The sequence below is a fragment of the Yeosuana marina genome (assembly GCF_011762485.1).
In the GTDB taxonomy this organism is placed as follows: Bacteria; Bacteroidota; Bacteroidia; order Flavobacteriales; family Flavobacteriaceae; genus Yeosuana; species Yeosuana marina.
Genome location: NZ_JAAKGI010000003.1, coordinates 1 through 20367, shown reverse-complemented (window position 1 = coordinate 20367; position 20367 = coordinate 1). Strand labels below are relative to the sequence as shown.

20 protein-coding genes are annotated in these 20367 nt (G+C 29.4%); all 20 read right to left on the bottom strand.

All coding sequences use genetic code 11. The features are described 5' to 3' along the window. Nucleotides 1–74 precede the first annotated feature (74 nt). The 20 genes from G5V56_RS04685 to G5V56_RS04590 all read right to left on the bottom strand — a co-directional run bounded on the left by G5V56_RS04685 (nucleotide 75) and on the right by G5V56_RS04590 (nucleotide 20034). Complete coding sequence (locus tag G5V56_RS04685; RefSeq protein WP_166962247.1) at nucleotides 75–1019, bottom strand: hypothetical protein; 945 nt, start codon at nucleotides 1017–1019, stop codon at nucleotides 75–77. A gap of 41 nt (nucleotides 1020–1060) precedes the next feature. Then, nucleotides 1061–2800 carry a CocE/NonD family hydrolase gene (locus G5V56_RS04680; protein WP_166962244.1) on the bottom strand — a complete coding sequence of 580 codons (1740 nt, stop codon included), beginning with the start codon at nucleotides 2798–2800 and terminating at the stop codon, nucleotides 1061–1063. Nucleotides 2801–2807: 7 nt separating this feature from the next. Continuing rightward, complete coding sequence (locus G5V56_RS04675) at nucleotides 2808–3533, bottom strand: hypothetical protein (RefSeq protein ID WP_166962242.1); 726 nt, start codon at nucleotides 3531–3533, stop codon at nucleotides 2808–2810. Beyond that, nucleotides 3526–4761, bottom strand: a complete 1236-nt coding sequence (locus G5V56_RS04670; protein WP_166962239.1) for an RNA polymerase sigma factor — start codon at nucleotides 4759–4761, stop codon at nucleotides 3526–3528. Before G5V56_RS04670 ends, G5V56_RS04675 begins: the two co-directional genes overlap by 8 nt. 1 nt (nucleotide 4762) lies before the next feature. Continuing rightward, nucleotides 4763–5092: a YciI family protein gene (locus G5V56_RS04665; protein WP_240911222.1), complete on the bottom strand. Its 330-nt coding sequence runs from the start codon at nucleotides 5090–5092 to the stop codon at nucleotides 4763–4765. A gap of 93 nt (nucleotides 5093–5185) precedes the next feature. Next, nucleotides 5186–5680 carry a hypothetical protein gene (locus G5V56_RS04660; protein ID WP_166962233.1) on the bottom strand — a complete coding sequence of 165 codons (495 nt, stop codon included), beginning with the start codon at nucleotides 5678–5680 and terminating at the stop codon, nucleotides 5186–5188. Between the two features lie 85 nt (nucleotides 5681–5765). After that, the gene (locus tag G5V56_RS04655) at nucleotides 5766–5954 is read right to left on the bottom strand and encodes a hypothetical protein (protein WP_166962230.1); all 189 of its coding nucleotides are present in this window, start codon (nucleotides 5952–5954) and stop codon (nucleotides 5766–5768) included. A 25-nt stretch (nucleotides 5955–5979) separates the two neighbouring features. Beyond that, nucleotides 5980–6993, bottom strand: a complete 1014-nt coding sequence (locus G5V56_RS04650) for a hypothetical protein (protein WP_166962227.1) — start codon at nucleotides 6991–6993, stop codon at nucleotides 5980–5982. A 19-nt stretch (nucleotides 6994–7012) separates the two neighbouring features. Next, a complete protein-coding gene (locus G5V56_RS04645) occupies nucleotides 7013–7510 on the bottom strand; it encodes a GNAT family N-acetyltransferase (RefSeq protein WP_166962224.1) in 498 nt (165 codons plus the stop codon). A 17-nt stretch (nucleotides 7511–7527) separates the two neighbouring features. Next, nucleotides 7528–9141, bottom strand: a complete 1614-nt coding sequence (locus G5V56_RS04640) for an alpha/beta hydrolase-fold protein (protein WP_166962221.1) — start codon at nucleotides 9139–9141, stop codon at nucleotides 7528–7530. Nucleotides 9142–9203: 62 nt separating this feature from the next. Continuing rightward, a complete protein-coding gene (locus G5V56_RS04635; RefSeq protein WP_166962218.1) occupies nucleotides 9204–10253 on the bottom strand; it encodes a DUF4932 domain-containing protein in 1050 nt (349 codons plus the stop codon). Then, the gene (locus G5V56_RS04630) at nucleotides 10250–11353 is read right to left on the bottom strand and encodes a thioredoxin-like domain-containing protein (RefSeq protein ID WP_166962215.1); all 1104 of its coding nucleotides are present in this window, start codon (nucleotides 11351–11353) and stop codon (nucleotides 10250–10252) included. Before G5V56_RS04630 ends, G5V56_RS04635 begins: the two co-directional genes overlap by 4 nt. A 17-nt stretch (nucleotides 11354–11370) precedes the next feature. Then, nucleotides 11371–11931: a hypothetical protein gene (locus tag G5V56_RS04625; protein ID WP_166962212.1), complete on the bottom strand. Its 561-nt coding sequence runs from the start codon at nucleotides 11929–11931 to the stop codon at nucleotides 11371–11373. Between the two features lie 67 nt (nucleotides 11932–11998). Then, nucleotides 11999–12160 carry a hypothetical protein gene (locus tag G5V56_RS04620; protein ID WP_166962209.1) on the bottom strand — a complete coding sequence of 54 codons (162 nt, stop codon included), beginning with the start codon at nucleotides 12158–12160 and terminating at the stop codon, nucleotides 11999–12001. Between the two features lie 397 nt (nucleotides 12161–12557). Next, nucleotides 12558–15335 carry an outer membrane beta-barrel protein gene (locus G5V56_RS04615; RefSeq protein WP_166962206.1) on the bottom strand — a complete coding sequence of 926 codons (2778 nt, stop codon included), beginning with the start codon at nucleotides 15333–15335 and terminating at the stop codon, nucleotides 12558–12560. Between the two features lie 31 nt (nucleotides 15336–15366). Beyond that, nucleotides 15367–15567: a helix-turn-helix transcriptional regulator gene (locus tag G5V56_RS04610; protein ID WP_166962203.1), complete on the bottom strand. Its 201-nt coding sequence runs from the start codon at nucleotides 15565–15567 to the stop codon at nucleotides 15367–15369. Then, nucleotides 15564–16019, bottom strand: coding sequence for a hypothetical protein (locus G5V56_RS04605; protein WP_166962200.1), 456 nt, complete (start codon nucleotides 16017–16019; stop codon nucleotides 15564–15566). The genes G5V56_RS04610 and G5V56_RS04605 overlap by 4 nt, the downstream gene beginning before the upstream one ends. Before the next feature lie 278 nt (nucleotides 16020–16297). Continuing rightward, a complete protein-coding gene (locus G5V56_RS04600) occupies nucleotides 16298–17179 on the bottom strand; it encodes a gliding motility protein GldB-related protein (protein WP_166962196.1) in 882 nt (293 codons plus the stop codon). A gap of 95 nt (nucleotides 17180–17274) precedes the next feature. Further along, nucleotides 17275–18354: a helix-turn-helix domain-containing protein gene (locus G5V56_RS04595; RefSeq protein ID WP_166962193.1), complete on the bottom strand. Its 1080-nt coding sequence runs from the start codon at nucleotides 18352–18354 to the stop codon at nucleotides 17275–17277. 189 nt (nucleotides 18355–18543) lie between these two features. Further along, a complete protein-coding gene (locus G5V56_RS04590; RefSeq protein ID WP_166962190.1) occupies nucleotides 18544–20034 on the bottom strand; it encodes a serine hydrolase in 1491 nt (496 codons plus the stop codon). Nucleotides 20035–20367: the final 333 nt, after the last annotated feature.

Below are 20367 nucleotides of genomic sequence, written 5' to 3'. Positions count from 1 at the left end.
TAATTCCAATTTATCAAATTGATAATAATTAGATTGAGAGGACGCTAAGTAAATATGAATTACAGGGTTTTACTTTATAATTCATTATTTTGGTTCCACATTACTTTACCGTTTTCTGTGATATTAAATGTATTCTTTAGATTATCTATAATAATTACGTAAGCTTTGTTAGGCATCAAGTAAGCTTTATTTGATTGATTAACAATTGAGACTGGAATTGCGTTATCACCAAATTTTGAATATTCAGTTGTAATATAAATTTTAGATTGTGGTAAAACATCTAAATTAAATTCTACTAAAACTCTATTAAGAACCGAGTAAAGCTTGTTAACAACTTGGTTGTTTTTGGAATACTCAAGCAATATATCAACATCAAATTTATCGCTAAATTGTTTGTGAATTTTAATATCATTTAAGTTTTGCTTTTCATCTAAATGTGATTGTGAAATTGTTAAAGGATTTATTCCTGTTTTTTCTTTGAATCGCTCTGCCATCCATTTAGTTTTTGTCTTTTCTCTAATATGGTCTCCTCCTGCGTGGACGAATATTTTGGCTTTGGGCTTTTGCTTTATCAATTCTGCTAAGTGTTGTGATTGACACTCTTCTCGAAATGTTATGAAGTTTTGTTCTCCTAACTCATCCTCTTCATCCATTCTTATTTCATAAGGAACCAATGTGTATCCCATTTCTAATGCAGTTCTTATAAAATTAGCATAATTTGGTTCCACAGAATATGTTCCTGACTGTTTAATTGGAAATTTTCTTTTATTTAATATTGTATCGCTTTCACTAAGTGTTTCTACTGCAAGATATCTAAAACCTAAATTATATAAGGGTTTTAATAATGTTTCCGAAAAAACACGATGTTTCGGCGTGTCGTGATCTTCATTAATCATAACAACTTGATGCTTTTCTGCATCAGAAATTATGGCATTTATTACTTCAGAAAAATTTCCTTCTTTTTCTTGACTTTTACAAGAGAGTATTGTCAATACCGAAAATAGAATTATTTTATGCATTGTCTTAGTTTTATTGATTACAACATTTTAGTTACAACAACCTAATTTAAAATCGGTATGCTTACAAAACTATGGTTATACCACTTTACTTCTAAAGGTATATTTGCATCTTCAATACTTTCTTCACTAACTATTTTACCCGTTCCATAATTTAATTCTGAGAATGGATTTTTATTGACATTTATATATACCAATAAGCGACTACCTTTATTTAGTTTCTTACTTACCAAATGTGTATTTGAAAATTGGATTTTTTCAATTTTATTTGGTTCTAAAAGCTTTCTATTTTCAATATCATCGGAATAACTTGCTCTTCCAATAATGTATGATAAATGAAACAGCTTTCCATCCGGCATTACTTCATAAAGCGTAACCCCAAAATCAAAATCTTTTTTATTAATATTAACTAATAATTCACCTGTAAATGAACCATTTACCAAAACTGACTCTTTTAAAGGTTCACTTATAAAATTAAACCCGTTACTTAAATCCATATTATCTTTGATAATTGGGTCTGGATAATAGTCATTATTCGAGTTCTTTCGGTCAGAAAAATTGACTGTCTGAGATAAAAAATCAGCTTTTAGAGGTTTTTCTTTACTTAAAGAATAGATATTTTCTTGCTTTTGAGTGGTTAGATAAAATTTTAAAGAGCTGTTACTCATATCATCTAATGATGCAGCACTTCGCCATTCGTTCGCTCCCATCACTTGATAGTTAATTTTATCTTTTAGTATTTTAGGTTTCCTGCCATTCTTAAAAATATAATCAAACCACTGATAAGTGATTTCGTTGGTATTTATCAATGCGTCTTTATCTACTTCATAACCATTTATTACTTTTGAGCCATTTCTTTGAGCACCAAAATGGCTATATGGTCCGATAATCAAATAATGCTCTGCATTTGGATCGTATTTATAATGTTCTCTTAAATAATAAAGTCCTGAATTTTGTGAATCGTTATAATAGCCATCAATGGACAGTATAGGTATATCAATTTTTGAAAAGTCTTCCTTATAAGGTGCCATGTTTTGCCAATATCCATCAAAAGATGGATGATCAGTCCATCTTTGAAACCATTTATTAGGAACACCATCTAAGCTATCCATCTTTTTATATGAAACTCCGGTTTCCCACCATTTGAACATCAAATCTCTAAATCGTTTTCTATCATTACCTACAATCGTATCTAAATATTTATTATTTCCAACAAAAAATGACCATTCATAGTTTGGATTAATAAATACATTGTTCTCCATTGGAAGCCCCATTCCTGGTCTATTTGCTACATAGGGCACTATAGTTTTAAGAGCTGGGTGAGGATCTTTTAAGGATGCCCATTGCGTAAATCCATTATAGCTACCACCAAACATACCAATACTACCATTACACCATTCTTGTATACTAATCCAATCTATGACATCATAAGTGTCACTAGCATCGTTTTCATAAGGCCAGATTTCATCTGGACTAAATCGCTTTCCTCGTGCATAAGCAATAACTCCAACATAACCTCTGTCTACAGATTCTTTTATAGTGTTTAAGTCACGACCCTTATCTCTAACATAAATAGTACTTTGTAAGATTACCGTTTTTGGTTTTACATTTTCTTTTTTTCTGCAAACTATTGCAGATATTTTGGCCCCATCTCTTGTCTTAATCAGTACATCCTCGATTATATAGCTATTGCTTGAATTATCTAATTGTGATAGGTTTTTCTTTTCATTTGAAGAGTTGCATCCTAATATTAAAGTTAGGCTTAAAACAAGTAATTTTTTCATAATTTTTTTAATAATTCTCAATTGGGATTTTTCTTGTGCCCACTAGTAGATAAATTGTGCATAATTGTGCAAATAAAACAACCGGCACTATAAAAGTTGGTAAAAGGACGAAAGGAAAATAAAAAATAGCAATATTAGCTTGATTAAATCCTAATTTTTGAAATGGCGAAGGTGCAGATAATATAGCTAGAGCAATAATGTTAAAAAGCAAAAGAATTGAGACAATATTCCATGCTAATATGGCTTTATAATTTAATCTTTTCTTAGTTATCCCGAAATAAGCGACTAAAGGTGCTGTAATACCAACAAGTATATCAAAGTTTAATCCTTCAAAGGTCATTATTTCCGGCACAAAACCATTTATAAAAAGCAAAAACAATACTATTTCAACAGGTAACCTTATTATATTTAAATTGATTAAGTTTATAAATAGAAGATTCTTTTTTAAGTAATTTCTTTTTTTTGTTATAAATAAAAATACAATTACTATGAGAGGCGGTAAAATACCAAATAACATAATTCTTGGTGGTAAAATATTCGGATTCTCTGAATAGAAACCACTAAATGCCAACATCGATTGAGTTATAATCCAAATCAATAGGACAAAAAAGATTAAGGTAATTTTCTTAAAACTAATTCCTAAATTTATAATCGATTTGAACAAAAATACAATTGTTAAAAGAACGATTAGGATAAAAAAAACTGATACATAAATTGGTAAACCTTCAATCATATAGTTTATTTAAATAATTTGTTATAGTATTTTTATCAGTATCTGATTTTGCGATTTTAAGGGCAATATTTAAATGTTCTATTGCTTTACTTTTATTCGTTTCTTGCAACAGTATAGCCAAAAGAGTATGATAAAAATGATTATCATCTAATTTTAACTTATATGCTTCAGCTATAGCATTCTCAGACCCATATACTTTTGATAGTGCAAAAGTTCTATTAAGTGCAACAGTAGGTGTATATTTTATCTGTAGCAGTTTATTATATAGTTCTAATATATGATTCCATTTTTTGGGGTTTTCTATTTTGGTACTATGCCAGTATGCTATAGAAGCTTCCAAGTGATACTTTGAAATTACGTCTCCTCTAGCGCTTTCAGTTAAAAAATAATTACCTCTATGAACAAGTTCTTGACTCCATAGCTGTTTATCTTGCTCATAATATAGAACTGGCTCTCCACTTTTGTTTGTTCTTGCTTCAAATCTTGAAGAATGGAAACACATTAATGCCATTAAGGCATTTACACCAGGCTTATTTGTAAAATCGTTTTCAATTAACATATAATTTAAACGCATAGCTTCAAAACATAACTCTTTACGTAAGTGTAAGTTTTTTGAATTAGAACAATAACCTTCATTAAATAACAAATATAATGTTGCCAACACGGTATCCAGACGTTTAGTTAAATCGTCAGATTTTGGAATTTCTATCTTAAAATCAAGTTTTTTTAACTTTAATTTTGCTCTAAACAAGCGTTTTTCAATTGTCTGCTTTTTTGTTAAAAAAGCCTCAGCAATTTCATCAATCCCTAAACCACATAAAATACGCAAACAAAGCCCTATTTGAGCTTCTTGAGAAATATTTGGATTACATAAAACAAAAATCATCTTTAACTGACTATCATTTATATTGGATTTTGAAAAGTCAATTCTAATTTCATCCGACTTCTCTAGCTTTGAATTAACTTCCGGTAATATTTTTTCTGAAAAAATTTTTTCTCTTTTAAAATAGTCTTTTGCCCTGTTCTTTGCTACAGTATATAGCCAAGCAGTTGGATTGTCAGGTATTCCTTTAAGTCCCCAAGTTTCAGAAGCTAAAGCGAAAGTATCTGAAGCAATATCTTCTGCTATTTCAATTTGAGACAAACCAAATGTATTACAGAGCACAGAAATAATTTTTCTGTACTCTGTTTTAAATAATTTTGGTAATAATACCTTTTCGTTCTTCAAATTAATTAGTCGGCATTACATTTCTTACTTCAACGTGTCCTCCAATGGCTAAAATTGGACAACCTTGAGCCAATTCAATTGCTTCATCCATATTGTTTGCTTTAACAATAATATAGCCGCCAACAATTTCTTTAACCTCAGCATAGGGTCCATCTGTAACGACATTATTTGGCTTGAGCGTTTTTCCTTCAAACCCCAAACGGTTAGTCTCTACAAACTTGCCTTGAGCGGCAATGCCACCTATCCAATCTTGCCATTGCTTAATACTTTTTTGCATTTGCTCTGGTGAGGGATTAAACGATGGATTATAATCGTTTCTAAAAATCATCATAAATTCTTTCATTTTTTTAAATTTTAAAAATTAATATTTAAGTTTATACTAACATGACGATTGAGAATTTGAAAACTGGACATTTTTAAAAAATTAATTTTCAATTGTATTCAAATAACTACCTCTTAAAGCTTTTCCTGCTTTACCTTCAAAATCTTTATTAAATTTAAATATATCCCACAACCAAACTCTTTGTGCAATCTGTAACTCAAATTTATTTTCTATTGTTTCATTTTTTATGATTTCATCAAATTTAAAACTATAAGCATCGTAAAAATTAACAGGTACTTGACCAAGAGTTAAAAAAGTTATGATAATTGGTTGACCATCTACTTTTCTGATTTGTTCGAAAGGGTACAGTTTTACTTTTAACTGATTAATACTGTCTTCGACAATATCATAAATATTTGATTCTTGTAGAATTTTATATTCCCTTTCTAATTCTTTATTTATTACAAATGCTTTTGGTTTTGTATCGAGATTGGTTTTAGTTTTTCTAAATTCTTTAGGAAAGATTCGATATGAATAACATGATGATAATAATAACAAGGAAATTATTATTGTAATTTTTAATACTAAATTTTTCATTTGCAAAGTGTTATTTATAAGTTTTAAATTCAACTAAATAGGAAACTAATGGTATATTGCTATCGTTTCTGAAATTATTTGTTGTCTAAAATTTGTAATGTTTATTCCTTTCTAAATTTACCCTTAAAGAACATGAAGTTGAATCAATACTCCATTCTCTTGAAATTACTTCTGGAAAAGCTTTCGTTCCTAAATCTGAATAATCGATGCCTGTATTATATCCATTTAATTTTTCGGAAAAATTGAAAGTTATTTTATCGATTTTATAGTTCACATTCATAGTATTATTATCAAACTCTTTAATATTCAATACTCTCGGTCTCCTTTTTTTTGTCTGCCTTTCTTAAATCTTCTATTGTTTTAGAGAAAAATTTTGATTTATCTATGAGTATATTTACTTCTTTAGGATTTGAGTAATCTAATTCTATCAATTCTTTTATTGCTTTTTCTTTATTTGATGATTGATTATAATAGCTCTCTGCTATTGAGTAGCCTATATAATATCCTAAATCTCTCATACCAAATTCATTGGGAGAGTTACTCCATAGCCAATCATAAGTTTTTTCGTAAAACATCTCTCTTTCAAATTTTTCCTTAACATCAGGGTTATTTTTTGCAAATTGAATAGCCTCTGTACTTGATTCTATATTCATAGCCCTAACTGAAACAAATTCTGCTATCCCTTCATACAAAACAGTATACAGTAAATTATCTGGAATTGAATTTTGCTGAGTATGCACATATTCATGTACATTCAATAAAACTATATTTTTAATAGGATTTGTAGCAAAAAAAGTTTTAAGCCATTCCTTTGTTCTATCTTTAAATTCAGAAATATCTGTTTGTGTATCTGCCATAGCTAGTTCGCTACCAATAAGAACTGAATTTTCTTTAGTTGTGCCATTAGTTCTTAAACAACCTACTGTAAAGAATATTTTAGCTGGTTTTAATTCTGGATATAATGCTCTTAGCCTTTCTATACCATCATTCAGTTCATTTGCAATTCTCTTTGATTTTAAAGTATTTGATTTTAGAGAGGATAAAAATTTTGGATAATTATTTATCATTTTTACATACTCTGTATTAGTATACTCTTGGACTTCCATGATTTTTTGTAAGCCAATAGAACCTTTTTTTATGTATAATGAGTCAATTAAAGAAATTTGTTTTAGGCTATCATTTTCTTTAATAATCAAATCATAAGCTTCCCAAAAATTATCAATATCAGAAGTAATTACATTAGTTTGTTTTGGTTTATTCGTCTTGCAGGATACCAAAATTATAATTACGGCTATGTATAACTTTTTTTTCAAAATAAATTTTAACTATGTTTTATTTGCTCAATATTTTCTCAAAGCAATGGAATACCCCTTTTCTAAGATTTACATCTCCAGCATACCTATATCCTAAACTTTTATATAGTCCTAAAGCGTTTGGATTACTAGAAAAAGCATCCAATCTTATGGTTTTATAACCGTTAAATTTTGCCTTATCTTCAACAAAAGAAATTAATTTTTTTGCTATGCCTTTACCTTGAGCACTAGATTTAACTGCTAGTCTATGAATAATTAAAGGATTATTATCAATATAATGCCAGTTTACGGTTTCATATTCTTTATCGAAACTTTCATTGATTGATACATAAGCAATTATTTCATTTTTATTATAGTATCCATAAGCATTTCCTTCAATAATATCCATTTCTAAAATTTTTTCATTAGGATATATAAAATCCCATTGATTTATTCCTTTATGATTCATGCCCGTTTTTACATCGTCAAATATTTCTACGACAGACTCGATTTCATTTAATTTGATTAATTCTATCATTATAAAAATTTTAAAGATTATTCTCTTTCAAGCTCTTTTAGTTCTTTCATAGAAAAATATCTGTTTTTTTTATAATTTAATTTACAAAACCTTAATGCTTCTCGTCCTTTTTTTAATTTTACATTATTTTCAATAGATGTTTTGGCTATAAAATAATTGAACTCTAAACTAAATTCTGGCAACCGTTTTATACTTTTTTCTAGAAACTCAATAGCTCCAAAAGGATTTTTTTCAAACAAATAGGCACTTATTGCTTTAGGGAAATTAGCAAGGTATGATCTAGGGTAAATATTCTCAAATTCATTTACTGCCTTTTCCCAAAATTTTATAGTATGGTCATACTCTTCTAATTCAAAATAATGATTAGCTCTATCTAATGAGCTGCCAAATAAAAAATTGTTTTCCTTACCAAAATTTACCCAATATTCGTAATCCTGTAAATTCTTTTCATCCATAATTTTAGAAAAGTAAAAACCAAAATCGTTTTCTTCAAATTCAGGTTTAAAACCATAAAAATCCTCAATTTCAGATTGATAATTCTCAGCATATTCTTTAATCCTTTTATAATTATCTAGATTTCTGTAATCTTGAAAAACAAAAGAAATACCGTTAAGCATTGATTTAGAAACCAAGTTTTGGTGATCTGCTGTATAATCTTCTTTGGTAAACCTTATATTTTTATTTTTTGAGATATTATAGAGACTATCTATTTGATTTCCAGCCAAGACTCTGTCTCCACTATCATATTTAGCGTTAGAAATAAAATAATAAAGGGTTTTTTCAATATTTGTTTTGAAAAATTCTTCTATTTCCTCAGAAACATCATTATTAAGATTAGTACTTATGTTTATAAACCCACGAAAGGGATTATTTTTTTCTAACATAAGTAGATGATTGTATTCTGCTCCATCAGAGTGACCAATTATAGTATTAAATCCCGAAGTATAGTAATTAGAGTTAATATATGGAATAACCTCTTCAAATAAATAATCTTTAAATTTTTTCCCTTTATCGCTCCAAAACACATCTAATTCCTCCCAACGCTTTTTTTGATTTATACCAACCAAGATGACTTTTGGAATTGAATTGCTATTCATCAACTGACTTATGTAACTTAAGGCTATAGAAAAGTTTTTTGTATTTGCATCTGTAATATAAATAACAGGATATTTATTATTCTTATCGTAATTATCTGGAAGAGCTATTTTTAATACTCTTTCTTCATTGAGTATTTTTGAATTGTATTTTTTGATATCATATCGCAAACACATTTCGTCCTCTTTAATTTCATCACTCCAATTTTTGATTACAAATGTGTTCTGTGAATTTTTATCTTTGATCACTAGATTTGGATTATTAGAAAGATTTTTAATTATGCCTTGACTTTCCCAATTTCCTCTAGTAAATTTATATTCTGCTGGAAAAGAGACAGAAACAGTTAGCTCCCTTTCAAAATCTGATATTTTATTCATTTTTACTTTTGAAGGATTCCAATCTCCAAGACTTGCTTGATTTCCTGCAATAAATACTTCATCAGTTTTATTCGGTGTCGAAACCCTAATAGTAATTGTTTCTTGACCTGCTGATGTCAATGTAATAAGGAATAATAAAGTGGTTATAATTAGTTTCATTGAGTATGTTTTTTTAAGTGTATTTGTATTTTAAAATTTAAAAAGTTTATAAAATTCAATCTTCAAGAAACCTTTAATTTTTCGATAAGATTAGGGTAATAATCATCAAATGTCTTGTACTTGTCTCTGTTGCTTTCATAATCGTCTAAATGCTTTATAAATAGTTCTACCAAAGAAAATCCAATAGACTTTTCATACATTAAAAGTTTTTCTGCTTTCTCCTTGCTAATATGTCTTTTTACAATACATATCGTAGTTGCTCTAAGTAAGAGTTCATTGAACACATATTTCCATTTGCTATATCCTTGCTGTTTTCCTGCATTTTCAAGATCATCTGTGTAATATCTTTGGCTCAATAGTTCGATATCTTCAGAATATTTGAGCAATAAAGGATTTACAAAAGAATGACCAAATTCGTGTAAAATCATATCATACTCTAGGTAATCCTTATCAAAATAAGGGATAAAATCAACTTCTCCATTTGGGCCAATTACAGCGTAGACTTCCTTACTTTGATTGGCATCTTCAAGCTCAATATTAAAACCACCTGAGTGCACCAATGGTGAAACGATTAAATTATAAGACATTAAGCTTTTCCCATAATAATCTTCTAAATACACTGGTAATCTATAAATCGATTTAGATGAATTTAAAGTTGATAAGACAGCTGCTTTATAAGATGCTACAGAACCTAAATACTTTTGGTATAATGAATCTTGATGAAACTTTATAAGTTCCTTTTTAAATTCTGAAAGCAATTGTCTTTTTTTATCACTCTGGTTTTCGTGGGTTAAATCTTTGTTGTTCTCCTGAATTGTTTCAGGAAACTGGGAAAACTTTAGAACCCATTCAACAGGTTGATAATAATTAAAACTGTAATTTGCAGACAAACTATCAAATAGATGTACAGCTTTATGATCTTTTAAAGGCTTACAAATTTCATTTAATTTATGTTTAAAGATGTTGTCGTGCTTATTCAATAAAAAATAATCTGATAAATAAGCAACACTATATAAGGTTTCTACATTTTCATCAATTGAGATATTCAACTCTTTGTTTTGAGCTTTGATCTCCAAACTTAGGATCATTAACAGTAATATTATTTTTTTCATTTTATTTGATTTAATATTCTATCTTTTGTTCCCTCTCCATAACCTTCAATCTTTTCGATTAATTTTCCCTTTGGATTGAATAAAAAATAAGTTGGTGTAACATCAACACCATATTTCGTGTAAGTTTCGCTGTATGTACCGTCTCCGTCATACAAGGCTATGTGCTTAATTTTATGAGAATAAGAGTTAAAATCTGACAATTCTTCATCAGTAGAGAAACTGATAATTTGTAAATTATCATTACTGTTTGAATTCAAATCATTTAACATTGGTATTGCTTTGGTTGAGTATGGGCAACTATTAGAGGAAAATTCTAAAAGCACATATTTTTTATTAGACTCAAATAAATTTGAGAATACAAAGTCGTTACTGTTTTGGTCTTTAGCACTAAAATTATAATACTTGTCATTTGTATTTAATTTTGGATATTCAATAGAGGCTTTTATGACCTTAGCATATTTGGATTCCTTTTTCTCTTTAGTTATTTTTTTTAAAACTTCTTTTAGCTCTGTTAATTCATAATCATTCTTATATACGCACAATTCATAAAGGGCGTAATAAGATTCAATATTATCTTCAATAAATTCCTTTCTTTTCTTCTCAGTTTCAATATCAACCAAATTCAACTTTAATTTAATAGCAGAATATAAACTGTCATTCAACTTACCTTCAATTCTAGCACTCATAAACTCATTTCTAATTTGATTTCTTTGTTGTGATAGTTCCTTTAAATAATTTTCAATTTTTATCTGAAAAGGATTGTGTTTTGAACCCTCAATCTTGACATTAATTGCATTTTTTGAAAAATCTCCAGAAATATCAATTTGTTCATTTGATATGAACAATTTCTCGTAGTGCCATAAAGAATCGTTCTGAAAACTTATAGAAAACATTTCTGGTTCCTCATTTAAAGAAAGTGTTAGACTAAATCTACTATCTTCTGTGTACGTTGAATCTAATTTTTTACCAGAAGCTTTTGCCAAAACGACTTTTGTACTGTCTGGAATATTCTCAATATTTCCAGAAATATGTGCCTTCTCTGATTTTTGAGAGCAAGATAAAAATGTGATTAAAGTCACTATTATCAATATAAATTTCATTTTTTTATTAATTAGGACTAAAACTTTTTAACCACGTTATCAAACTGCCATTTACCATCAACTTTTTTATATTCTAAAATATATCCTCCACCACTCATTTGGATCTGTTTAGAATTTGTTTGCTGTTGCCACCAATGGTCAATCCCTATGACAGCAGTATCTTGATTAATCTCAATATTACCAAGACTCAAAAAAGTGAATAGCCCTGTTTCGTCGGCAATCTTCTGAAGCTCTTCTGGGCTTTTTAATGAAAACTTTACACCAGCTATTCGTCTTGGAATGTCTTTTTTGCCTAGATAGGATACCTCAGACTCCTCAAAAAACTTGTCAGTGTATTGCGTTGTAATATAAATTCTCTTTTTATCTTTTAGCAACTGGTAATCGGGTATGTCCTTTTTTGAAACTACAGCTCTTTCTAAAATTTTATAAATCAATTCTTGCTTGTCCTTATCCATAACTGTCTCAAAAGGTCCCAGACAACTCCAGTATTTATTTTTTGTGTATGTCCTTGTTGACGAGCAACTTTCGATAAGAATTGTAATTAAAAAGAGAGTTAATAGTTTCGAAATAAATTTCATTCTACAGCGATTTTGTTTTGAGTTCGTATAATATTTAGGGTATGTTCTAACGCGTTCTCTTCATCTTCTACCTATGTATATCTGGAAAGACAGGTTTTTTTTTGTTATTCAAATCAGTTGCTTGATTAAACACCGATGATATTTGAACTGTTATTTTTAAATTTGGTAATACATATTCCACTAAAGCAATCAATGAAAGAACTGTACCAATTAAAATCCTGCTTTTCATTCTGTTTAAATTATTTTATACAGATACTAAAATAAAGCAACCATAATCTAAATTAAAAAAGATTATGATTGCTAGCTATCAACCATTACTAATCATTAAAACCAGTAAGACCACTTATACCATTCGCAAGATGCAGCTTCATTGTTATTTCTGGTGCCGACAGGCCTATCATCTTGATCTCCTGTTTCTGCGTTTACCAAAGTCATTCACAAAAAAATCACTAACTAACACACAAATCTTTTCTAATTTTTTCTTTGTTCTACATTTAAAAATAGAAGCAATTTATTTTTTTTCTTTATAATATTTAATATGTCAGTGATTTAATAAGTCTCATTACTTTTTTTTGATACTACAATACAATTGATGGCTACATTTTAATACTTAATTCATCAAATATTTAAAAAAAGAAAAAATTATCATTGTCTCTTGCTTTTTTACCTAAGCTATTAAACTTCCAACTAAAACTGAGTAAAAAATACTGTTCCAAAACTGTACTCTGCACATCTTGAACATAGTCTGCCCGTGCTGTTCTTATGGCATTAGTATTTTGCTTCAAAATATCAAATGCTTTCAAGGTAATCGAGGCATTATCATTCATAAAAGAATATGATAGATTAGAATTCCAAAACCAAGAACTCCTTTGAAAATTTTCTGCAACATTTGGATTGTACCTATAGTTGACATCATTACGCCATTGCAAACTTTTGGAAAAATAAAAAGTGTTTTGAAAGTTTAAGTTATGCTGAGTAAAATTTTGATTAGGTAAATTATCTAAATCAAATTTACTCTGGGTCAAAGACAAGGAATAGTTTCCTTGAAAATCTAACATATTGCTCCAATTAAACGAGAAGTTAACTCTTGGTTGAATCGTTCTGTTAATAGAAGCATACTTTATATCGTTATTGAAATTAATTGTTCGATTTTGCCCAATTGTACTGCCCAAATTAAATTTAAGTGTTCTTAAAGAGTCTAGGCGAACTTGTTTGTTGAAAGACATATTTGCATTTATACTATAATTTCCGTTAACATTATCATAAGTTGTATTTCTTAACAAATTCTCATTAACTATACTTCTTGTTATGATCTGGTCTTCAATGAAGTTGGCATTAATATTTACGTTCGCTCCAGACTTCCCCTTTAAATTAAAACTGTTATAGTTCAAATATATACTGTGATTATTTGTAGGTTTCAAATTTTGATTCCCTACAACTGTGTTTAAAGGGTTACTTACATCTTGAAATGTTTGTAATTGATTTATAGTTGGTGGATTATTCGCAAATGAGTAACCTGAGTGAATAGAACTACTTTCGCTGAACTGATAACTGAAATTTGTTCTAAGTTCCATTGCTTCTAAATCTTGCTCTAATTTTTGTTCGGGTCTAAGCTTATCACTATTTTCAATTGTTCTTAATAAATATTTTCCTTCAAGGCCCAACGACCATTTTTCTCTTTTATAAAATAGTTCCAATCCAGGCGTTATCAACTTATTAGTGTATGTAAAATCAGAACTTAGCTCGGTATTAAACATATCATAGTCCTGAGATAAACTGTTATATTCAAAGGTACTATTGGTGCTTTGACGGTCTTCGACTAGATAATCAAATTTCACATCAAAGAATAATTCGTTGGCTCTTAGGGGTAACCTAAAAATCATTGATGGTCTAATCCGATAATAGGACTCTTTTTTATCTATAAATTGATTTCTTGAGATATCTTCTTGGCTACTGTCTTGAAAAATAGTTTGAGAGGTCAAAAACTCCTCCCCATTATTTTCATTTATTTCTGTCTCTAGATTAAACTTCAAGAAGCCCCCTTTTAATCCTATTATTTTTGTCGTATACAATCCATTATAGAAATTTTTCACGTTGGATTCTTCAAACAAATTAACTGTAGACTGATTGATTGTTACATTATTTTTATCTATTGACTCTTCTTTTGATATTTCAGTTTGACGGTTTTTACCAAAAGTAAATGAGGGTTCAAAATTTATTAAAAGTGTTGAATCGATTTCAATATCTGCCTCTATATCTAAATTATGAGTTTTGGCGTCGCTCTTGTTATTGGTATTTGAATTATTGAAAAAGCTACCATTTGCGAGTATATTTTCTCTTTCAAATATCACCACATTTTCACTATCACTCTCAGAATAGAAGTAATCTGCTGTTATGTCAACTCCGTCTGAAACCTCATCTGTATAATTACTACCAATGTTTTTAGATGTAACAATACCGTCTTCATAAGAATCATCATCACCAAACATATTCTGAATTTGACCAAAGCTAAAACCTGGTGCATTTAAGTTATTACCTCCTACTAGCACACTAACTCTCTGTTCGTTATTAAATAAATTTGTAATTCCAGCGTATTCATATCGCGCATCGGTACCACTACCAGCAGCTAATTGACCAAAAACACCTTTATTTTTATCTTCATCAATGATAAGATTGATTGTTTTATTGTTTTTATCACCTTCTTCACCAGTAAACACTTCCGACTTAGTTCTAGAATCTGTTACCTGAACTTTTTCTATAATATCCTTAGTTAAATTACGAGTTGCTATCGTTAGGTCATCACCAAAAAAAGGTTTCCCATTAACTAGTAACTTATCAACACCAATACCATTTACCAATATTTGTCCATTGGTATTGACTTCGAAACCAGGTAATTTTTTTAATAGATCTTCGACACTGGCATTATTTTTAGTTTTAAAAGAAGCTACGTTAAACTCTATGAGTCCATTTTTTAATGTTACAGGTGCACGTGACTTAATAACCACCTCATCTAATGTATTTGTATCTGGATTCATCTCAATTATTGCTAAATCAATTACCGATTTATCTAATTCGATCGTTTTTTCAATTGTCTCATACCCTAAATAAGATATAAACAGCTTAATTTTTTTCAAATCCGAATTAACTTCCATTTTGAAGTTACCGTTTTTACCAGATAAGGTGTATGTAATTAGAGTGCTATCCCTAACTCTCTCAACATGAACTGTAGCAAACTCTAGTGGTTGCTTTTCTTCTTTTGAAATGATCTTTCCAGAAATTAAAAAATCACTGGACTGACTATATGAGAGAAGAGAAAAAAACAATAATAGTGTTATAAATAGGTTTTTTTTTAGCCAGATTTTTGGCAATAAAAATACCGCCTCCACGAAATATGATGGTGTCATAAAAATTTTATTATTAACAGACTTAAGAAGACTAGTCGCCTTCCTCTAACAAAAAGAGTTCTTCAACAGAAGTATCAAATAGTTTTGAAAGCTTTAATGCCAAGAGTGTTGATGGCACAAACTTTCCTTTTTCGATGGCGTTAATCGACTGCCTACTTACCCCTATTTTTTCAGCCAAGTCGGCTTGAGTAAGATCATGCTTTGCGCGTTCAACCTTTATAGTATTTTTCATGCTTTAATCTTTAAAAAGTTAAATCTTAAAATGAAAAATAGTAGAGGTGTAAACATATTAAATACAAGGACATCAAAAAATGTGAAATCATAGACGAATATTATAGCTAAAACAAGAATTGTGTAATTGACAAATAATGCCCACATCAAAGAATCTGTTCTAAGTTTAGCTATATATTCGTCTTCTGTTTTCTCTCTTGAAAAACCAACCAAGACACCACCAATTATAATGAATAAGGCAGCAATTTCATCTAATATACTATTCTCTATTATTTTAAAAAACCCATTGTCGTCTCCAATAATAGGTTTAGAATATATTGAAAGTACTTTTACTTCTAGAACACTAGATTCGTATCCTGCAAATATTACAAATAGCCCAGTAACTAAACCTAAAACTAGAATTAACCAACCTACCGATTTGAACTTATTTGATAAAAGAAAATTTGTATTCATAAATAGTTATTTAAAATTATGACACAAATATATAAAAAAAATTTACAATATGTAAAGTTAAATTTACTTTTTGTAAATAATAATTGCTTAATTAAAATTAAATAACGCGTTTGTATAAGATTTGTAATGTGCTTTAAACTTTAAAATTAGCAAATAAATCACAGATAGAAAGTCCGCGAGTCCCGCACGTGCGGGATCGTACGTAAGTAGACTCCAACTGGCAATGAATTATACACGGCTTGTTGTGCTTTCGTTATTTTTGTCCTGTTGCTAGTCCTTCAGTCCTTCATATATTTTTGTAAATATCCACTTTCTTTAAGGAATGCCATAGGGTCTTTTATGTTCAAAATATTATTTATGGCTTGTTTTTTGTCTGTCTGTTTTTTAAAATATGCCTCCGTAATTTTGTACCCCATCCAATATCCTAAATCGTTCGGTCGATTGTCTTTTCCACTAGTTTCATAAAGCCAATCTTTGTAATTTTTCTTCTTCATTGCTTTCACAAATTCTTTGCAAAGTTCTTCTTCGTTTTCATTGCCATAATTAAAAGGAACCAAATTAATATGTTCGCCCGAAATCATTTCTCCAATAAAATCGGCACTTCCTTCTAAAATTGCTTGTTTGAGAAGATTATCTTCTCCCTCGATGCTTTGTTGATAATGAATCAGTTCGTGGGAAACTAATCCAGTCAAGCGGTTTAGATTTTCCAATTTTTCAGAACCTATTAAAAGTCCTTTGTCGGTTATCGTGCCACCTGAAGTAAACATTCCGACAACAAAATATACAGGTGGAAATTTTGCGGTCGGATACCAATATTTCATTTTCGAATAAGCTTTCTTAATCTCGGTTTCTTTTCCGCTCAAACTATCTAAAACGTTTCTTGATTTCAAATAATCTTCTTTTCTTTCCTTAACGGTTTGAAACAGGGTTTTTGGGTCAAAATAATCAACTAGCGGACTAAAACCTTCTGACGCATTTTTTAAATAGCCCTCAAATGGATTTTCAGATGAATTGTCCATTTCGTCGAATGCTTGCCAAAACCTTTCAAAGTCCTCTGTAATAAATTTGGTATCCATTGGGTTTTTCGAGAATTTTTCTTGTCCGTTTGCAACAGTTAGTATTCCAAAAAGTAAAATCAATGCCATTAGTGTATTTTTCATAAAAGTTGTTTTAAATGACAAAGCAATAAAAATTTAGCTATTTAATTATATTTAAAGCACAAGCTAGACGTCCAAAATCGTGTTTCTGGACATATTTATTTTTTTAGAAAACTTGATGGATTTTTTCCTGTAGTCGCTTTGAAGATACTATTGAAAGAAGATTTTGAATTGAAACCTGATTCCATAGCAATACCCAAAAGTGTTTTGTTGCTTTCTTTTGGGTCTTTAATTCGTTCAATTACATCTGCAACCCTAAAAGAATTTACATATGATGTAAAAGTAGTATTATGATAAGAGTTGATGATTACTGAAACATATCGTTCTGGTAGATGAAGTCGAGACGCTACTTCTTTTAATGATAATTTTTGTTTAGTGAAGATTTTTTCATTTTCAAAAAGAAGGTTTAATCTTTTGAGTTCTTTATCATCATCGTATTGTGAAAAATTTTCCTTGATAATTTCAGTTTTTAAAATTTTAGGAATATCAAAAAAAGATGGTTTAAAATATCCTATGTAACCAAGAGCAAATAGAAAAAATAGTAGTAGTATTTCAATTATCATAAAAACCTGAAAGTCAAAGATTGTAATCAATGACCAAAATAATGTTAAGAGGGAAAAAACTATAAAAAAGAGATATAACCTCAAATTTTGAAAAAATTTGTTTTTAGCTATTGGCATTTTTTTTAGACGTTTATTTAGCCTATTTAGTTCTTTTGCAAAAAAGATTAGAACCACAATCATTGAAATTACAGGTACTATTTCGGTTAATATATACCAAAACGAATTTTCTATTAAATCGTATTTTGTCCATAATAATCTATTAGAATAAAATGAAAATAATTCTATTATTATCTCAATTAATGCTGGAATGAAAAGGATAGAATATTTAGGTTTAAGTTGAAATGTTGGTTCGGTATTTAATTTTACAAACATCCATAGGGCTGGTGGAAGAGATAAATAAGAACCAAATACCCAAAAAGGAAACGCATTTTCTAAACTGTGATATGATGTTCGCATTCCCCAAATGTTTAAAATTTCTAACGTAATTACAGTAGTTATTATCCCCAAGAAAAAACTCGAATAATTTTTCTTTAAAATTGAGGAAAGCAAAGCAAAACTTAACAATAACCCTTGACCAGAAACTAATAAAAGTATGATTTGTTCAAAAGTTTTCATTTTTGTTATATCTCATCTGGTTATATTTTTCGGGTAGTTTTGTTAAATGACGCACAACGTTGTTGTATATGAAAAGTTGCGGATTATTATCACTAACTTTTCGGATTATAACTAACTTTTAATTTATTCATTTTCTTTCGATTAAGCGATTAAACCGCTATTTTTTATATACCGTGTTGCCAGTAGTTTTTATTCTTTGCTTTTTCTTATAAATTCGACTGGCTCTGATTGTAGATTTATTGTCAGTGATGAAATTTCTCCATTGTTATTAGTTCTAAAATTGACAGCAAATTCTGGATTGAATAAATCTGATACATTTTTTAATGGCTTCATAACAAAAACATTATAATGTAAATGTTCCAAAAAGAACTTATAAGACGGGTAAATAGCATGTAGATTACCGTCCTTAAGTTCCATTTCAATTGTCCCATAACCCTTATTTTCATATATGCCTATGAATGATGATAAGTTATGTGTTGGCTTCTTTATAGAGTTTAATTCTTGCTTGATTTCACTTGGGACGTAAATATCATTTACAATTACAGGATAATCTTTTAAATCAGTCTTTGGTAAATCCAGCATTCTATTTTTTATAATGTCTCCTATAATGTATGGCAGAATTGAATTAGTCTGATTTGTTAAAATAGTAATACCTAACTTTTCGAAAGGATAGGTTAAGACTAAAGAGCTAAATCCAGATGTGTTTCCTCCGTGGTAAACTTTATAATTTCCGCCTTGTGATTCCATTCGCCACCCAAAACCATCTCCAAAGAGAAAAACCTCCTTTTCGTTTTTATTAGGTCTTATATTATGCATAGTAGTCGCATTGCTAACAAAATCTTTTGGCAAAACTTGCTCTTCTTTAAATTTTCCTTCGTTTAACCAAGCTATCATCCAATTTGCCAAATCTTTTGCGGAACTTCTTATTCCACCAGCAGGTTTATAATTTTGGTATTCTTCGTATAGTACTTTTTCGACTTTACCTTTTACCAAACCATAACCGTATGAAAAGTTATTAGTCATTTTCATGTTATTTAAATCTGTATAAGAATTTGACATCTCTAGTGGGTTAAAGATATTTTTCTTCAAATTATCTTCCCAAGATTCACCTGTTACTTCTTCAACAATTGTACCTGCAATAGTGTATCCCATATTACTGTAAATCCAACTATCCTTCGGGTTGCCTTCTGGTTTTATGTATTTTAGTTTTTTGATGACTTCGAGTTTGCTTCGTTCAGGAAAAAGAACAAGTGTCCCATTGATTTCTCCAAGTCCACTTTTATGTGAAAGTAAATCTTCAATGGTAATTAAATTGTCCATATCAGAATTATAAAATTCAAGTTTTGGAATATGTAAACTGGGTTTGTCTTTCAAAGAAATTTTGCCTTCAAAATCTAATATTCCTAATAAGGAAGCCGTAAAAGCTTTAGAACTAGATGCAATTGGGAAAATTGTATTTTCGTTTACAGGTAGATGATTTTCCAAATCTCTGTACCCAAATCCTTTAGAATATACTATTTGATTGTTTTTAACAACGGAAATTGACAAACCAACGGCTTTATATGAATTCAGCAAAGTTTCAATTTCTTGGTCAATTCCGTTTAAGCGGTTTTCATTTTCTTGTCCAAAAGAGAGTTTTGTGATTAGGAAAAGGAAAAGTATTAAAGTTGATTTTTTCATTAATTTTTTTGATTGTTCGGTGTTTCTTTAAATTACTGGCAACGGTTTGGCTATGGTTTCGTTGCGTGAAAATCCGAGAGGATTTTCCGCCGTAAACCGAAGATAGCAAATTTGCTTCTGACTTTCTGTGAGGAAAGTCAGAAGCAATGAACTATAGCCGGTGTGCCTGTTGTACAAAACTCAAATATAGTTTAAAATTTTAAGATTTGCATGAAAGTTCTTATTTTTAGGAATGCAAGGCAAGAAAGATTATCGAGAGAAATTATTCAACAATTTTCAGTTAAGTGTTCGCGTACCAGAGCACAATTTCTATCGACGTTTAAAAGCAGTTTT

Bases quoted from the DNA above. Each gene is read 5' to 3' on its own strand.
- G5V56_RS04645 (WP_166962224.1), bottom strand. From the start codon at position 7,510: ATGATAGAATTAATCAAATTAAATGAAATCGAGTCTGTCGTAGAAATA.
- G5V56_RS04595 (WP_166962193.1), bottom strand. From the start codon at position 18,354: ATGAAAACTTTTGAACAAATCATACTTTTATTAGTTTCTGGTCAAGGG.
- G5V56_RS04605 (WP_166962200.1), bottom strand. From the start codon at position 16,019: ATGAATACAAATTTTCTTTTATCAAATAAGTTCAAATCGGTAGGTTGG.
- G5V56_RS04675 (WP_166962242.1), bottom strand. From the start codon at position 3,533: ATGATTGAAGGTTTACCAATTTATGTATCAGTTTTTTTTATCCTAATC.
- G5V56_RS04620 (WP_166962209.1), bottom strand. From the start codon at position 12,160: ATGAAAAGCAGGATTTTAATTGGTACAGTTCTTTCATTGATTGCTTTA.
- G5V56_RS04610 (WP_166962203.1), bottom strand. From the start codon at position 15,567: ATGAAAAATACTATAAAGGTTGAACGCGCAAAGCATGATCTTACTCAA.
- G5V56_RS04640 (WP_166962221.1), bottom strand. From the start codon at position 9,141: ATGAAACTAATTATAACCACTTTATTATTCCTTATTACATTGACATCA.
- G5V56_RS04660 (WP_166962233.1), bottom strand. From the start codon at position 5,680: ATGAAAAATTTAGTATTAAAAATTACAATAATAATTTCCTTGTTATTA.
- G5V56_RS04665 (WP_240911222.1), bottom strand. From the start codon at position 5,092: ATGATGATTTTTAGAAACGATTATAATCCATCGTTTAATCCCTCACCA.
- G5V56_RS04680 (WP_166962244.1), bottom strand. From the start codon at position 2,800: ATGAAAAAATTACTTGTTTTAAGCCTAACTTTAATATTAGGATGCAAC.
- G5V56_RS04625 (WP_166962212.1), bottom strand. From the start codon at position 11,931: ATGAAATTTATTTCGAAACTATTAACTCTCTTTTTAATTACAATTCTT.
- G5V56_RS04635 (WP_166962218.1), bottom strand. From the start codon at position 10,253: ATGAAAAAAATAATATTACTGTTAATGATCCTAAGTTTGGAGATCAAA.
- G5V56_RS04600 (WP_166962196.1), bottom strand. From the start codon at position 17,179: ATGAAAAATACACTAATGGCATTGATTTTACTTTTTGGAATACTAACT.
- G5V56_RS04685 (WP_166962247.1), bottom strand. From the start codon at position 1,019: ATGCATAAAATAATTCTATTTTCGGTATTGACAATACTCTCTTGTAAA.
- G5V56_RS04615 (WP_166962206.1), bottom strand. From the start codon at position 15,335: ATGACACCATCATATTTCGTGGAGGCGGTATTTTTATTGCCAAAAATC.
- G5V56_RS04590 (WP_166962190.1), bottom strand. From the start codon at position 20,034: ATGAAAAAATCAACTTTAATACTTTTCCTTTTCCTAATCACAAAACTC.
- G5V56_RS04630 (WP_166962215.1), bottom strand. From the start codon at position 11,353: ATGAAATTTATATTGATAATAGTGACTTTAATCACATTTTTATCTTGC.